Origin of the sequence: Allocoleopsis sp., from assembly GCF_036703385.1 — a bacterium.
GTDB lineage: Bacteria > Cyanobacteriota > Cyanobacteriia > Cyanobacteriales > Coleofasciculaceae > Allocoleopsis.
Window position 1 is genome coordinate 1 of sequence record NZ_DATNPA010000616.1, and the last position, 15,870, is coordinate 15,870.

At 47.9% G+C, this 15,870-nt stretch carries 12 protein-coding genes; 7 read left to right on the forward strand and 5 right to left on the reverse strand.

Translation table 11 applies throughout. The features are described 5' to 3' along the window. Together V6C93_RS29475 and V6C93_RS29480 are read right to left on the reverse strand one after the other, a co-directional pair. A partial coding sequence (locus V6C93_RS29475) for a B12-binding domain-containing radical SAM protein (RefSeq protein ID WP_333480239.1) occupies positions 1-890 on the reverse strand: 890 nt, incomplete at its 3' end. Between the two features lie 417 nt (positions 891-1,307). Then, positions 1,308-2,747: an RtcB family protein gene (locus tag V6C93_RS29480; RefSeq protein WP_333480240.1), complete on the reverse strand. Its 1,440-nt coding sequence runs from the start codon at positions 2,745-2,747 to the stop codon at positions 1,308-1,310. A gap of 728 nt (positions 2,748-3,475) precedes the next feature. Here V6C93_RS29480 and V6C93_RS29485 point away from each other — a divergent pair. The 3 genes from V6C93_RS29485 to V6C93_RS29495 all read left to right on the forward strand — a co-directional run bounded on the left by V6C93_RS29485 (position 3,476) and on the right by V6C93_RS29495 (position 6,414). Further along, positions 3,476-4,621, forward strand: a complete 1,146-nt coding sequence (locus V6C93_RS29485) for a Re/Si-specific NAD(P)(+) transhydrogenase subunit alpha (protein WP_333480241.1) — start codon at positions 3,476-3,478, stop codon at positions 4,619-4,621. A gap of 96 nt (positions 4,622-4,717) precedes the next feature. Continuing rightward, positions 4,718-5,014 (forward strand): NAD(P) transhydrogenase subunit alpha, encoded by a 297-nt coding sequence (locus tag V6C93_RS29490; protein ID WP_333480242.1) that lies wholly within the window; start codon positions 4,718-4,720, stop codon positions 5,012-5,014. Further along, on the forward strand, positions 5,011-6,414 hold the full coding sequence (locus tag V6C93_RS29495) for an NAD(P)(+) transhydrogenase (Re/Si-specific) subunit beta (protein ID WP_333480243.1): 1,404 nt from the start codon (positions 5,011-5,013) through the stop codon (positions 6,412-6,414). The genes V6C93_RS29490 and V6C93_RS29495 overlap by 4 nt, the downstream gene beginning before the upstream one ends. A gap of 137 nt (positions 6,415-6,551) precedes the next feature. Here the strand turns inward: V6C93_RS29495 and V6C93_RS29500 are convergent, their stop codons facing one another. Next, positions 6,552-8,093 carry a serine/threonine-protein kinase gene (locus V6C93_RS29500; protein WP_333480244.1) on the reverse strand — a complete coding sequence of 514 codons (1,542 nt, stop codon included), beginning with the start codon at positions 8,091-8,093 and terminating at the stop codon, positions 6,552-6,554. Between the two features lie 51 nt (positions 8,094-8,144). On the opposite strand from V6C93_RS29500, the gene V6C93_RS29505 reads away from it, so the two are divergent. Then, positions 8,145-8,282 carry a hypothetical protein gene (locus V6C93_RS29505; RefSeq protein ID WP_333480245.1) on the forward strand — a complete coding sequence of 46 codons (138 nt, stop codon included), beginning with the start codon at positions 8,145-8,147 and terminating at the stop codon, positions 8,280-8,282. A 146-nt stretch (positions 8,283-8,428) separates the two neighbouring features. On the opposite strand, the gene V6C93_RS29510 is transcribed toward V6C93_RS29505, so the two are convergent. Continuing rightward, a complete protein-coding gene (locus V6C93_RS29510) occupies positions 8,429-8,875 on the reverse strand; it encodes a hypothetical protein (protein WP_333480246.1) in 447 nt (148 codons plus the stop codon). 176 nt (positions 8,876-9,051) lie between these two features. After that, a complete protein-coding gene (locus V6C93_RS29515) occupies positions 9,052-10,263 on the reverse strand; it encodes an anhydro-N-acetylmuramic acid kinase (protein WP_333480247.1) in 1,212 nt (403 codons plus the stop codon). A gap of 431 nt (positions 10,264-10,694) precedes the next feature. On the opposite strand from V6C93_RS29515, the gene V6C93_RS29520 reads away from it, so the two are divergent. From V6C93_RS29520 to V6C93_RS29530, 3 genes are all read left to right on the forward strand, one after another. Then, a complete protein-coding gene (locus V6C93_RS29520) occupies positions 10,695-10,967 on the forward strand; it encodes a peptidoglycan-binding domain-containing protein (protein WP_333480248.1) in 273 nt (90 codons plus the stop codon). A gap of 272 nt (positions 10,968-11,239) precedes the next feature. Next, on the forward strand, positions 11,240-11,698 hold the full coding sequence (locus tag V6C93_RS29525) for an NADAR family protein (protein WP_333480249.1): 459 nt from the start codon (positions 11,240-11,242) through the stop codon (positions 11,696-11,698). Positions 11,699-12,194: 496 nt separating this feature from the next. Continuing rightward, the gene (locus V6C93_RS29530) at positions 12,195-15,800 is read left to right on the forward strand and encodes a GAF domain-containing protein (RefSeq protein ID WP_333480250.1); all 3,606 of its coding nucleotides are present in this window, start codon (positions 12,195-12,197) and stop codon (positions 15,798-15,800) included. The last annotated feature ends 70 nt before the right edge of the window (positions 15,801-15,870 follow it).

A 15,870-nucleotide genomic window follows, 5' to 3' on the forward strand; every position in this document is an offset into this window, starting at 1 on the left:
TTAGGGCTTTGAGCGAGGTTCAAGGTGGCTTCGCAGGCAAACTGAACGGGATAACCCTTGCGTTTTTGCCAATCAATCAGATGAGGCAGCAACGTCATAACGGCACGGCGATCGCCGACGAAATTATCATCAACAAAATACACTGCTCCTGGGTTTCCGGCGGCTAAGATAGCATCTAATTCAGCTAGGATTTGCTCAGGAGTCTTAAGACGAGGACTACGTCCATACAGTTCAGGAATATCACAGAATTCACAGCGATAAGGGCAACCACTGGAAAACTGAATATTCGCTAAAAAATAGTGATTTATATTTATTAAATGGTAAGCGGGGATGGGAAACTCACTGAGGGGCAATCGTTCTTTTGTTTCAAAGCGTATTTGTTGCTTGGGACGCTCAGGATGTTGGTCTAGGTACTCAATCATCTGATCTGTTGCATCCCCTAATTCCCCAAGATGCAAAATATCAAAATCTGGGTAATATTCAGGGCAACCGGATACTGAGGGGCCACCGACAATCGTGATTTTTCCTGCTCGATGAGCAAGTTCATTAATTTGATTAATTTGAGGACGCTGAATGTGCATTCCACTCACAATCACCACATCAGCCCATTGGTAATCTGACCGTTTGGCAGGCTGCACATTTTCGTCAATAAAACGAATTTCCCACTCCTTCGGCAAGTAGGCCGCAACAACCAGAATGCCCTGGGGTGGCATGAAGGCTCGAACCTTCCTGATTCCCATCAGCGGATAGGCATGGTGAAAGGTTCCGAACGATCGCGAATACTTAGGAAAGATGCAAAGGATGCGTCGATGGTTTTGCGGAACGTAACCGATTTTTCCAGTCGTGGACTCAGAAACTGGATTCTCTGAGGACTTCAATTGAGCAGTCATCCAGAATTTCTCCTCACAAAACGGAGCAATAACTTGGGCATACCTTGGCTGAGATCGTACACCGTTGTTAGGACGAGCGGGAGACTCATCCCATAATCAGAAATTTTTCCTGCCGAGTAGGCATAGAACCTTGCCCGATGAAAGGCTTACTTAAGATAAATGGCGCTGACTTAAGCAAGAAGTAGCCGTTCTTTGCAAAAAACCCAGATTGGGGGGTCTCCCCCCAAACCCCCCACTGGGGGACGGAGTGCCTACCTAAAGACCCCCTGCACAAGGGTTTGTTGGTGAGTGAGGAAAGTTCTTAAGTCAGTAACATTCATCTTAAGTAGAATGGCACTGACTTAAAAACTCTCATACCTCAGCAATTAGATACTTAAGTCTTTAGCATTTAGCCTGCTGGTCACTGTTCACTGCTCACTAGGCTTTGAAGGTCAAAATGGGTTTTAGACGTGCCACAACACTCACCATTTCTGCGTGAACCTGCGCTTCAATCACTGGCTCAATTGGCTTGTAAGCAACTGGTGCTTCCTCAATTCTGCGTTCCTCTCGCAAGGTGATGCAGTCAATACCCGTTAACCCAAGAGCCTCTTCAGTTTGGGACGCACCTTTGCGACTCAGTTCAAAACGCGATCGCACTCGTCCAGCACCATGAGAAGCAGAATGGAGGAAGGCTGGATTGCCTTTGCCCATGAGCAGATAGGAGGTTGTCCCCATTGAACCAGGGATAATCACAGCTTGCCCTAGGTGGGCAGGACAAGCCCCTTTACGCGTCACCCAACCCGCCCCTTCCGCAAGCGTAATGTTGTGAGGCAAGTCGTAAACCAGAGGTGCCTCAACATCCCCATAGACTTCCCGCAGACGCAGACGCAGGAGTTCCGCCAACAGGAGACGATTGACAAAAGCATAGTTAGCCGCCGTTGCCTCGGCTTGCAGGTAGTCGTTGACGAGGTTGGCGTTGGACTGAACGGAGAGTGGAAACAGATAGGAGTCTGGGTACTTCAGACCTTTAGGCCAAGCGCGTCGAGTGCGATCGCGCCACATTCCTCCAATATATTTACCCACATTCCGGGAACCGGAGTGAACCATAAAGGCGAGTTGTCCTTCCCGAACCCCCCAGACATAAGCCGTCGCCCTATCTTCTACCTGCTCAACGACTTGAATTTCTACGAAGTGATTGCCGCCGCCAATGGTAGCCAACCCACCATCCCGCACCAGTCCGGAGTGGGGAACCAGTTCCTCTGGTGCCCAGCGTGCTGAACCATCCATTGAGCCGCCGAAGTAAACACGGTCAATCTCAAACGCCAACTGCTTAAAATCGGATTTAACCACACTGCCTGTAGGAGCATCCAGCATGGCATCCAGCCAACCCGGAATGCCGTGTTGAAACAGAGCACGAGCTGTTTTTGCCGTCAGAGTTACGTCGCGGGTGCCGAAGAAGTAATCACCCTTCATCCGTTCTACGAAGTCATTCCGTTTTTCTAGGAAGCGATCGAGCGACAAATCCGCAACGTGCAAGCGCATCCCACAGTTAATATCCGAGCCAACCGCCGCAGGGATGAGCATCCCTTGTGTTTCCACAACCGAGCCAATGGCAACGCCAGCATCTCCAGGATGAAAGTCGGGCGTCGCACAGCACTTGCAAACATGACCTCCATCAGGGTGACGAATATTCGCCAGATTTGCCAATTGCTTAAAGGCTTTGGCTTCTACAGGGAAGTCTCTGGGCAGCAAGACTTCTGCCGTTGGTGCGTCGAGAGCATCTTTGAGGCAAACAGAATAGATGTGATTGTCGTAAGTTACATTTAGCCCCTGCCGTGCCAACGCGTGCAGGAGCCGATTCAGATTTTTGGGCTGCATGAACACTCCATTGAGGGTCGATATTCGACCCTGATCAGGTGATGAGTTAGGAGACGTTGGTTCAGCAGCCGCCGTCTAGGTTGAGTCGGGAGACTCTCAGGAAGTTTGCCCCAGAGCTACATTAACTTAAGAATGCACAGGTGAAGATGGAGCAAGCCCAGAGCTACATTAACTTAAGAATGCACAGGTGAAGATGGAGCAAGCGTTATTTGAGAAGCTTGTTACTAGGAATTGTTCAATTTCGACATTAACACACCCACCCGTTCTTTTGGCAAAGTATATCGTCACATTGCTCTCTCTTCGTCCTTAAAGAAACTCTAAAATATCGAGCGTCAAAAATTAAGAATTTCTTTATAGTTGAGAGAGTTCAAGATTGAAGCTTCTGTATCTGCTATCGCTACAGCAACGGCGCATTCAGCTGCCTTCATGGCGATTAAGGTCAGGGGTGCAAAATCGGCGCAAGCCAGTCTCCAGGAAGTTGCAAGTTGGCTGCTGTGAAGGTGCTTGAATATTTAAGAGAAGTTAAAGATCATCTTCGGGATCAGGTAGACAACACTACGATGCAAGTTAGAACTTTACTTGTCTACCTTGCCAAATCAGCTTGCTAAGTGCAAAGTATTAGTTGCTCTCTGGTGCCGCCAGAGAGATATCTGCCTTGCCAATCAAACGGCTAGTTCTGTTTAAGTAAGTTTACTCATCCTCACTAGCTTAAATCACAAGGAGCGTTCATGAAAATAGCGATCGCGAAAGAAATTGAAGTCGGTGAGCGTCGCGTCGCCTTAAATCCTGATACAGTTGCCCGATTAGTTAAACAGGGCTTAGAAATCTGGGTAGAAAGTGGTGCCGGAGAGGGTTCATTCTTCGGTAATGATGCCTATGAAGCCGCTGGCGCTAAAATTATCTCCGATACCGGTGTACTGTGGGGTGAAGCAGACGTTCTGCTCAAAGTTGGGCTTCCCAAAGAACATGAAATTCATCAGCTGCGGGAAGGGAGTGTCTTGATTAGCTTCCTCAATCCACTGGGTAATCCTGAGGTAATCCAGCAACTGGCGAATCGGAGAGTAACAGCATTCAGTATGGAGCTGATTCCCCGTACCAGCCGCGCTCAAAGTATGGATGCTCTCTCCTCTCAGGCTGGTGTTGCGGGATACAAAGCGGTACTAATTGCGGCGGCAGCTTCACCAAAGTTCTTCCCCATGTTGACCACCGCTGCGGGTACAATTAAACCCGCGAAGGTTTTTGTTATGGGCGCTGGGGTGGCAGGTCTGCAAGCGATCGCTACAGCTAGACGCTTAGGCGCTGTCGTGGAAGCCTTCGACATCCGCCCAGCCGTGAAGGAAGAAGTGCAGAGTCTCGGTGCTAAGTTTGTCGAAGTGGCACTCGAAGAAGAGACAGTAGCTACAGGGGGTTACGCCAAGGAAATTTCTGAGGCATCCAAGCAGCGGACTCAGGAAGTTGTTACGGAACATGTTAAAAATGCCGATGTTGTAATCACAACAGCTCAGGTTCCTGGCAAAAAAGCACCGTTACTGGTCACCGAGGAAATGGTGCAACAAATGCATCCTGGCTCTGTGATTGTAGACCTAGCCGCAGAGCAAGGCGGCAACTGTGCTTGTACGGAACCGGGTAAGGATGTTGTGCGTAATGGCGTTACGATTATTGGCCCGATTAACTTACCATCCTCTATGCCAGTACACGCCAGCCAGATGTACGCCAAGAACATCTCTACCTTGTTGCAATACCTGGTTAAGAATGGTGAGCTACAGCTGAACTTTGAAGACGACATCGTTGCTAGTACTTGCGTTACCCATGCGGGAGAGATTCTCAATCAACGGGTCAAGGAAGCCTTTGCGGTTGAAGGGTTGAAGGTTTGAAGGTTCTTTCAGGGTTGAAGGTTCAGAATAACTTTCAACCTGCCAACCTTCAACTCTTGTGATTAACGGCTGATATTGCGAGAAATCTGTAAATTTATGACAGCAGCAGCATTACTTTCGAGTTTGTTTGTATTTGTGCTGGCGTCTTTTGTTGGCTTTGAAGTGATCAACAAAGTGCCGCCAACTCTCCACACCCCCTTAATGTCCGGAGCCAATGCAATTTCCGGCATTGCCGTGATTGGGGCATTGATCATCTCTGGCCCTAAAGAGTCGAATCTCACCGTGATTTTAGGTTTGATTGCCGTTGTGTTGGCAATGGTCAACGTAGTGGGCGGTTTCCTGGTTACGGATCGGATGTTGCAAATGTTTAAGAAGAAAGAGGTGAAGGCATGAGTGAGTTTCTGCCTACTGGCATCGAGCTGAGCTATTTAGTTGCAGCATCATTATTTATTTTTGGCCTAAAAAAGCTGGGTTCACCGGCAACAGCGCGTCAGGGTAATGTCATAGCTGCCGTAGGAATGCTGCTGGCTATCGTGGCGACGCTGCTAGAGCGGCAGGTACTCAACTATCAGATGATTCTCTTGGCGCTGATCATTGGCTCAGTGCTGGGTGTGATTGCGGCATTCAAAGTGCAAATGACCGACATGCCCCAAATGGTCGGTTTGCTCAATGGTCTAGGGGGAGCAGCAAGCGCCTTGGTGGCGATTGGGGAATTCTGGCGCTTGTTGAGTAGTGGGGAACCGGTTACCCTCTATGCCACGATTACGATTATTCTCGGTGTCTTGATTGGCGGTGTGACCCTCACGGGAAGTTTTGTGGCCTTTGCCAAATTGCAAGGGCTCCTCCCCGGTGCCCCGATGACATTTCCCTTGCAACAACCTGTCAACGCTCTGATATTAATTGGCTTTTTTGTTGCCAGTGGTTATCTGATTGTCACCCCCGGTAATCTCCCCATCTTCTTTGGTCTGGTTGCTATTTCCCTGCTACTCGGTGTGTTGTTTGTCATCCCCATCGGTGGGGGCGATATGCCAGTGGTGATTTCACTGCTCAACTCTTACTCTGGCTTAGCGGCAAGTGCTGCGGGTTTTGTGGTAATGAACAACATGCTGATCATTGCTGGAGCATTAGTCGGCGCGTCGGGAATCATCCTGACCCAGATTATGTGTAAAGCGATGAACCGTTCTTTGGCAAGTGTGCTGTTCGGAGCTTTTGGTTCGAGTGGCTCGGTGAGTGTTGCTGGTAGCAGTGGCAGTACCGATCAGACGGTCAAGAGCGTGGATGCAGAAGAAGCAGCAATGATGCTGGGCTATGCTCGAAATGTGGTCATTGTTCCTGGCTATGGTATGGCAGTGGCTCAGGCGCAGCACGCTGTCCGAGAGTTGGCGGATCAGCTAGACAAACTGGGTGTCGAGGTTAAATATGCCATTCACCCGGTTGCAGGTCGGATGCCGGGACACATGAATGTACTGCTGGCGGAGGCGAATGTGCCTTATCCCCAGTTGTACGATATGGATGACATCAATCCCCAATTTGATGAAACCGATGTAGCTCTGGTGATTGGTGCCAACGATGTTGTTAATCCAGCCGCTCGCAGCGATGCGGGTAGTCCAATTTACGGAATGCCGATTTTAGAGGTGGACAAGGCGAAGCACGCGATCGTGATTAAACGTGGCATGAGTACGGGCTTTGCCGGTGTCGATAATGAGCTGTTTTACAAAGATAAAACGATGATGCTCTTTGGTAGCGCCAAGGATGTCGTGGCACAGCTCGTTTCTCAAGTAAAGCAGCTCTAACCAGGGTTGAAGGCTATTAGGTTGAAGGTTATCAGGTTGTGTTGAATTTTCAACCTTCAACTTTCCAACCTTCAACTTTTTTTCAACCTTCAACTTTCCAACCTTCAACTTTTTTTCAACCTCCAACTTTCCAACCTTCAGCCTGAAATATCAGTTGGATAATCGGTATGAATAGCTTCTAGCTTCAGAAGAATCTTAGGCTTGAGCTTCTCAAATTCCTGTTTGAGTATCCTTTTAGTCAACTGTGACTGACCAGAAGATGCTAGGGTGTGACTAGAATTTGCCCACTGGGTTAGCAATTTGCATTGGGCAGGAGCAATATTTGAGGTCATTACCTTAGTACATTTCTGGGGTTCTGATAGAGCAAAGAATAAGAGACGATAGCATCCCGATTCTCCTAAAAGCCTCACCATTTTCTGACCGATATCGGTTTTCAGGTCCAGGTAGCAAGGAAGCCAACGAGCTCCGTGTTCGCGGTTATGCAGGACAGTAATCCATAGTACGATCGGATGAGGTGATGGCAAAAATAGGAATTGGTTGTATCGTGTGCTAACCAACCGTTCCTGAATGTCCCTTTTATTAAGCATCACCCAAAGAGTGGCTAAAAATTCATTGTTCGCTTTAAGGATATGGGGAAAGACAATTGTCGCTTGGGGTTTGTCTTTGGGCCAAGAGGTTGCTAGACAAATTTCATCCGGCGATCGACTGCGTTCCTGCGTTGGCGGGCCAGGTGGAGACAACTCGTCTACCTTAACCCCCCATTCCCCAACCAGCTCCTCACCCCGTTTAAGGCATGCTTGTATGGATTTTAAGACCCGTAGGACTTCCTCCACACTTTGAGGACGATGGCTTGGATCTTTCGCCAGACAGCTGATTACCAGCTTCTTGAGGTGTTTTGGTAATTTGAGGTCTGGATTAACCGATTCAAAGGAGCGAGGAGGGAAATCGTGGTGAGCTTTGTACCAGCCGCCGAAGGAATGAGTTTCTCCCATAATGGGCATCTCGCCAGTCAGCATCTCAAACATCATCACACCCAGACTGTAAATGTCAGAGCGTTTATCCAGTTCTTTACCCTCCATTTGTTCTGGCGAACAATAAGCGAGGGTGCCCATAAACGAGTGTGTTTGGTCGCCTTCGGATTGGAGAAGCTTGGCAATTCCAAAGTCGAGGATTTTGACTTTTTCTTCGAGAGAGTCGTCTTCGGGTTGAATAACGAGAATGTTGCTTGGCTTGATATCCCGATGAATAATAGGGCTGAGTTGACCATCGATAAGAATGCCTCTATGAGCACATTGAAGTCCTAGAGAAATTTGTCGGGCATAATTCAAAAATCGAGGTAAAGAAAGGGGTTGCCGTCGAATGACTTCGCTTAAGCTTTCTCCTTCCAGGTATTCCATGACGTAGAAGGAAATCTCATTATCATCTAAGCCATAGTCCCTGACTCGAACGATGTGATTGCTCTGTTCGCCAAGCATGGCACAGATCGTGGCTTCACGATAAAAGCGCTCTTTCATTTTCTTGGTCAGCAATGCCTGGGACAGAAATTTGACGGCAACGATGACTCCGCCCAGAAGCATATCTTTGGCTTGATAAACCCGACCCATAGCGCCTTTGCCGATCAGCTTGACCAGTTGATAGCGATTGGCGACTAAGCGACCATAGTTGGGGTCTGTTGTCATGATTTTGTTCTAGCAGCTTTAAGCAGTTGAATTAAAGATACCTATTCAGCGATGTCTTCTAAAGACGAGTTGGGAATTTGTCAGATCAAAACCGCCGTGCATGACTTACGATTTTTCGCCTTTCTAATTTCCCTAGGCTTGCTCCTGCCATCGATGGATTTTTCCCTGAAAGAAGAAACGACAAACTGAGCAAGATTCAGTGGCTAGTGTTCTAGCACGTTACCAGCTTCCTGTTTGAAGAACACAAGGTAATTCAATGCACATCTATCAATTCGTCACCTATAAAGTTCCTCTATTGAGTCGAACTCACCCCAGACTGATCTGGAAACATAGTGTTACTCTGGCTGACGTTCTAGAGTGGCCTCCATTGTACTGGTAAGATAGTGACCCGCCATGATGCCACTGGAGAGATAGTAGGTATTTTCATTGAGCCGATGGCTTGTTTCAAAGCCACTGCGACGATGGCGATCGCCTAAGACCCAGTAACGTTGAACAATGGATTCTGGAGTCACCCAGCCTTCGCCTTCCACATGTCCTAAGACACTGTGTTTCAAGACAAAGGTATACTGTCGCTCCCCAGCATCAAGACGCCCCCGATATTGAAAAGATATATCCTCGCGCTCACTGTCGGGAAACACTAGTTTTGTGACCATAGTAAACCAGTTTTCCTTACCCCAGGCGATGAGCGTCATACCTCTAACAGGAATTGGAAGCCCATTGCGCTCCAGCCAATTTCCCTGGAGTGTCCAGCGTCCTGCCTCCAATAAAAAGGTGTGAGCCACGGTGTTACCCTTTGCTTATTATCTAATATCGCCCCTCTCATTCTCTGCACTCAGATCACTTGCAACCACTTTCTTAGCGTAACTCTAGGAATTGCCTCTAATGGCATCAATGAGAATGAAAGGCAGCAAATATGTTTAAGTATAACCGGACTCCTATGACCTACAGGAAAGTTCGTCTAACTCCCAGCGTCCAGGGGCAGATAAACATTCCCCAAGAGTACAGCTGAGTTTGCCCCAGTTACCTTGGGCAGATTCCCAGGAATACCTAGATTACGCCAATGAGCCAAAACAGCAAAAGCGATCGCTTCTTTAAAATCTGCACTCACTCCTGCTTCATCAGTTGTTAGAACTTGTGTCGAGCCTAGCTGATAGGCCAAGCGTTGTTTCAAGTAGAGATTGCGGCTCCCACCCCCACATAAAAGGACTCTCTGGGGCATCTGGGGTAAAAAGCTCTGGTAGCTCATAACAATTGACCTCACCGTCAGTTCGGTCAACGTTGCTAACAGATCAGCGGGAGTCAAGTTATACGCCTCGCCTTGTGCCAAGCACTGCTTGAAGTAATCCCAGCCAAACAACTCCCGGCCTGTAGATTTCGGCGGCGCTATCTGGAAAAAGTCTTGACTGAGCCACTGTTCCACTAGGGCGTCACAGGGAGTGCCACTGGCTGCCCAGTTTCCATCTTGGTCGTAAGTTTGGCTACCCCCCGTGAAATGATGCACAGCTAAGTCCAAAAGGGTATTACCAGGCCCCGTATCCCAGCCACAAACTCTATCTATCCAGTTACCATGACGCGCTGGTAGATAAGTCAAATTGCCGATACCACCAATATTTTGGATACATTGGTGCTGAGTGGGTGACGAAAACAGGTAAGCATCCACCTTGGGTACGAGTGGGGCACCCTGTCCTTGTGCCGCCACGTCAGCCGCACGGAAATTGCTCACCGTCTTGATCCCCGTCAGGTGGGCAATAAGTTCTCCTCGTCCCAGTTGGAAAGTGTATCCTAGAAAGGCTGAAGGTTGAAGGTTAGCAGGTTGCAGGTTAGAACCTTCAACATTCAACTTTCCAACATTCAACCCTTTAGGTCGGTGATAGACGGTTTGACCGTGAGAGCCAATCAGGTCGGCTGGATGATGACCGATTTGAATTTCTCGTGCCGCTTGGGCAAATTGAAGGGCGATCGCATCATCTAACTCTGCCAATTCTGCCATTGAAAGAGCCGCCCCAGCGCAGACTTCCAGAATTTGCTCTTTGAGCTTTTCAGGGTAAGGATAAGTCGCGCCCGCTAGGAGTTCAACCTTTAAATCAATATCAGTACCAGTAATCTCTACTAAAGCGGCGTCAATGCCATCCACTGATGTGCCGCTAATTAAGCCTATTACGCGGGGCATGGAATGTTGTTTCCACTCTTGTATCGTGCGTTTTCAGCTTATCGGAATGAAGGCGCGATCGCAAAATCCTAAATTATAAGAAGCTGTGTATAGTTATAGAGACTCACATTTATTCCTCTTAGAAGAGAAATGTGATACTCTAAAAAACTATTTCTTAGGATTATTGCATAAATCTTCAGATCTAGACTGATATTACTATAGCAACGTTGGAGAAATGGACTGAATTATATGCTTTATTTGGAGGTATTTGAAGCTATTTTACAGCACTAGAGCGTAGCCCGCAAAGCCGAACGCTCGCCCAATGCATCATACCCCTAACCTCCCTAAGAATGAATGCATTAGCCTTCTACTAGATTTTCCTAATGCCCTAGAGTCCTAAGATTAGTCTCCTAACTTAAATCACTGAAAACCTAACCCAAGGAGTATAAACAATGCCTACAGCCTACCTCTCTCAAGCCCCTGTCAACAAAGCTCCTCTCAAGTTACCAGTTCTGCGTCCGGGCTGTTCTGGCAGCACAGTCAGAGTCCTACAGCAGTTACTCAACTTTAAGGGTTTCAGCCTTGAAGTCAATGGTGAATTCGGTATCGACACCCAAGAAGCCGTGAAAGAATTTCAACAGATGAACGGTTTGCCGATGGAAGGAATGGTTGATTCAAAGACGTGGTACTATCTCAGCTCTGGATTACTGCCACTGGATTGTTGATCTGCCAGGTACAGCAATAGAACATAAGATAAGTTCCATTCAGTTGACTGCATGGCTTGCACCTCTTAGCGTTAAGAATAGCAGGAGCATCTGCCACTCCTAGGCCATGTTTTCCCGTGAAACGCGATCATGTTCCACTCGTCTAACAGAGCAGCTTTGCTTCGCTTCAGTGCAGACTGGCTCTGTATATCGGGTTTTGGAGCTTGAAGACTTGAATCCTTTGAGGGGTCGGTAGAATTAGAGCGCCCTTCTGGATAGCTGTATATCCTGCCATGACAATTTATTTTTATAAAGTGAGTGACCCCTACGGCTGCTTTTCCAACTTCTCTCTACACCCCATTGAGATGAAGGGGACTTCTTGGCAAACCGTGGAGCATTACTATCAAGCCCAAAAGTTTGTCGGTACCGAGAATGAAAGATTGATCCAAGTGATTCGAGAGACCCAAACGCCTATGGAAGCGGCTCAAATCGGGCGCAATCGTACCCTCAAACTTCGTTGTGACTGGGAAGAGGTGAAACGGCAAGTGATGTGGCAAGGTGTTCTGACCAAGTTTCTCACCCATACCGACATTCAGTCTATTCTGCTCAATACTGGCGAAGAACTCATTGTGGAAGACTCTCCTACGGATTACTACTGGGGCTGTGGCCAGGATAGAACAGGTCAGAACCAACTGGGTCAGATTCTCATGAATGCTCGTCAAGAAATCCGGCAGCGCCTGCACAGAAAATAAAATTTTCCCAAAGGGAGTGAAGTCGAATCGGGTGAACCGCTCCCAAGGAAAATTTTCGTTCTGAGCCTTTTTCAGGATTCGGTAAATAGAACTTTACAAGTTTAAAATAGGTATTATTACCACCTAGTTCAGGCTGAAACCTTCTCAGGGATCATGGCTTATGCATGAATAGTCCAAGGACTGACAAAGTGAATCCTTACAGGATAGCTACGCTTTCAGTAACAAATTCAGGCGATCGCTTGAGTACTCTCCAGGCTAATACCCTGTTGTCATAACACCTCAGCAAAAGAGGAAAAACCCTTGACTATTAGGGGTTTTTGAAGAAATCTGACAGATCGCTCGTATCAGCTTAAATTTGGATAAGATTCTCTGTTTTTACAAACCTCTTCGCCTGCTTTAAAGTAACCCAATGCGGATAAGCAGGAATACTCGTACATCTTTAATCGATAAGTTGGGTGCATAACAACAGCCAGAAAATTTTATAGAGATTAGGACAGTGCCACAGCCAGAACTAAGCCAGGAAAATTTGCTACGCCGAATTACTAATCGGATTCGCCAATCTCTGGAGCTGGAAGAGATTTTAACAGCGACTGTTGCTGAGCTTCGTTCATTGTTGGGAACTGATCGGGTAATCATTTATAGGTTTCACCAATCTGGCAGTGGGGAAGTGATTGCCGAGTCTATGCAAGACAATGGTCTGCCCTCGCTCAAAGGACTCAACTTCCCGGCTGATGACATTCCCGAAACAGCCCGCCGAAAATATTTGGAAAAGCGTCTATGCTCGTTCGTGGATGTTGAATTCGGACGGATTGGCTGGTTACCGATTAATTGCTGTATTACCGGTGAAGAGACGACACCGCTTGAGGAAATTGTTGAATATCGCCCTGTAGACTCTTGTCACGCCGCCTATCTCACGGCGATGGGAGTGCAATCTACAGTCGTCTTGCCGATTGTGCATAACGATATTCAGTCTCAACATGCTAAAGAGCAACTCTGGGGCCTCTTGGTATCTCACAATATACAATTTCGTGTGATATCCAGACGGGAACTGCAAATAATGCAGTGGGCGATTGATCAAGTGTCAATTGCGATCGCACAGTCCCATCTCTTAGCACAAACCCGACAACAGCACTTTCTAGAAGCCACGACTAACCGAGTTGCCACACTGCTACATTCTCTACCCACAATTGAGCTGGCGACTGCTCTCGAAGAAACAGTCGCTGCCCTTCAAGGGTGTGGTGGCCGACTCTACATCGCCCCTTACACAACCGATGATACAGCTGAGTTGTTGAGCTGTGGAACTCAACTGGCACCTCTTAGGGGAGAAACACAGAGTTTAATTGAACAGCATCCTGTATTTACAGCCTGGGCGTCTTGCCACATAGGAAACACAGTCCTGCCATTAGGACGAGAAGGAGGGAGAGCAACCGGAGCCTTTGTGAAGAGTCCAGAGGAGGAGAGTCCGGCTAGCCCTGCCTGCAACCAACCGACTCATCCATCCCCCACTCCAAGCGCACCGCGAGCGCCCTTTTCTCCAAGTTGTGCGCCGCTAACCGTTACAAATTTGTATAACATCCCAGACTTTCGCGTACTCAGTCCAACGTTCCACTCTACGCCGATTCGTGGCATTCTCGTGATGCCCTTATATTATCGTTCCTCGTTCCTCGGCTATCTCAGCATCTTTCGTCCTGAAATCGATACGGAAACTTTGTGGGCGGGACGCTTTGACCCCAGTGAAAAACAACAACTGCCTCGACAGTCGTTTGAAGTGTGGCGAGAGAGAAAACGGGGTCATGCAAAAGAATGGACGCGTCAGGATATCGAACTTGCGATCGCGTTAGGTCATCAATTTGCGATGGCGATTGAGCAGTATGAACTCTACTCTCTGGTGCAGTCCCTCAATGCCAACCTGGAATGCCAAGTCGAGGAGCGCACTGCAAAGTTACAACAAGCCCTAGAACAAGGGCGGGCATTGGAGCGAGTGACTAGCCAAATCCGCAGCACACTCGATCTAAACACAATCCTGCAAACCATTGTACGGGAAGTACGATCCCTACTGGATACAGACCGAGTCGTCATTTACCAGTTTGCCAATGACTCTCAGGGAAAAGTGATTGTAGAATCCACTAACGGTGACTGGTTGTCTACCTTAGGTGTGAATGACCCTCAGGGATACTTTCTACAGACACAGAGCCAACCCTACAAACGAGGCAAAGTGCGCGTGATTAGCGATGTCTCCCGCGCCCCCCTCAAACCCAATCAGCGAGAGTTTTTGCAGAGTTTACAAATCCAAGCCGCTTTGATTGTCCCAATCGGAGTGGGCGCTTATCATTCCCATGACATGCTCAGCAGTGCCTTGGCTTCGACAATCCTCCAGAAGAACCACGAAGAGCAACCGCTGTGGGGACTCCTGATTGCTCAAGAGTGTCATGCTCCGCGCAGCTGGCAGGCATTTGAGATCGATCTGCTTCAACAATTGGCTGACCAAGCCGCTGTAGCGATTCAGCAAGCCGAACTTTACGACAAAAGCCGTATTGCCGCCGCCACGGCAACCGCTCAAGCCAAACAACTTGCGCTCGTTGCCCAACAACAGCAAGCCTTGTTTGAAGTAGTCACCAAAATCCGAGAATCCCTAGATGTCAAGACCATCTTTAAGACAACAACAACAGCCATCCGACAACTTATCGGTGCTGACCGAGTAGCAGTATTCCGCTTTGCTCCTGAGTTTGGCTACGATTACGGAGAGGTTGTCTCTGAAGACATTCAACCCGGATTACCGGAAGCCAACCGTAGCATTCAGGACTACTGCTTTGGGGAAAAGTATCGCTCCGGCTGGATTCAGGCAATTTCTGACATTCGCAATGCGGATTTGACGGATTGTCACATCAGGATTTTGGAACAGTTACAAGTCCGATCTAGCTTGGTAGTGCCGCTGCCGAAAGGGGATACCCTGTGGGGATTGCTGTTTATCTATCAATGCACGGGGACGCGATATTGGCAGACCTCTGAAATTGAGTTTGCTAGACAAATTGCAGCTCATCTAGGTATTGCCTTACAGCAAGCAGAATTACTGGAAGAGAAACAGCAGCAGGCAGAAAAACTCGCGATCGCCCTTGAGAATCTCAAGCAAGCTCAGACTCAGTTGATTCAGACGGAAAAAATGTCCAGTCTGGGTCAGTTGGTTGCGGGTGTAGCCCATGAAATCAACAATCCTGTTAACTTTATCTACGGCAACCTCACCTACACCAATCAGTATGCTCACGATTTGCTTAATCTTCTCCAGCTCTATCAGAAGTATTACGACAGCCCAGCCCCAGAAATTGATGAGTATGCCAACGCCATAGACTTAGACTTTCTCAGAGAAGATTTACCCAAAATCTTGGCTTCGATGAAAATTGGCTCGGAGCGTATTCGCAATTTGGTGCTATCTCTGCGGAATTTTTCCCGCCTCGATCAAGCAGAGATGAAGCCGGTTGATATCCATGAAGGTCTAGACAGTACGTTGTTGATTTTGCAACATCGCCTCAAAGGAAAGCCTAGCTATCCCGCTATTACAGTGGTAAAAACTTACAGTGAATTACCATTGGTTGAGTGCTATGCCAGTCAGCTCAATCAGGTATTCATGAACGTTTTGAGTAATGCCCTTGATGCTCTTGAGGACTATTATTCCAGTCGCACAGCTGAGGAACTGAAGGCTCTTCAGGGTAACATCACCATCTCTACCAGTGTCAGGCCAGTGGACATAGACCCAGAAGTAGGCAAGAGTGGAGAGAATTCATCCTCTGCGCTGACTTCATCTCATGTTGTGATTCAGATTGCCGACAATGGCCCTGGAATAAGTCCAGCGCTACTTTCCCAAATCTTTGACCCCTTTTTTACAACCAAGCCCATTGGCAAAGGAACGGGTTTGGGTCTTTCAATTAGTTACCAAATTGTAGTGGAAAAACACGGGGGCATTTTTAGGTGTGAGTCTCAACCCGGACAAGGAACTCAGTTTTGGATTGAGATTCCCATACGGCGACCGAAACCTACCCAAGAACGCCCTCTGCTTGCCAATAGTTTGAGAAAGAGTGAGGCAGAAAAGTTGAAAGTTGAAAGTTGAAAGTTGAAAGTTATACGAAGTTGCGTTCAAACATAGTAGTTGAGACAGACGCCCAGACGCAGGGACACGG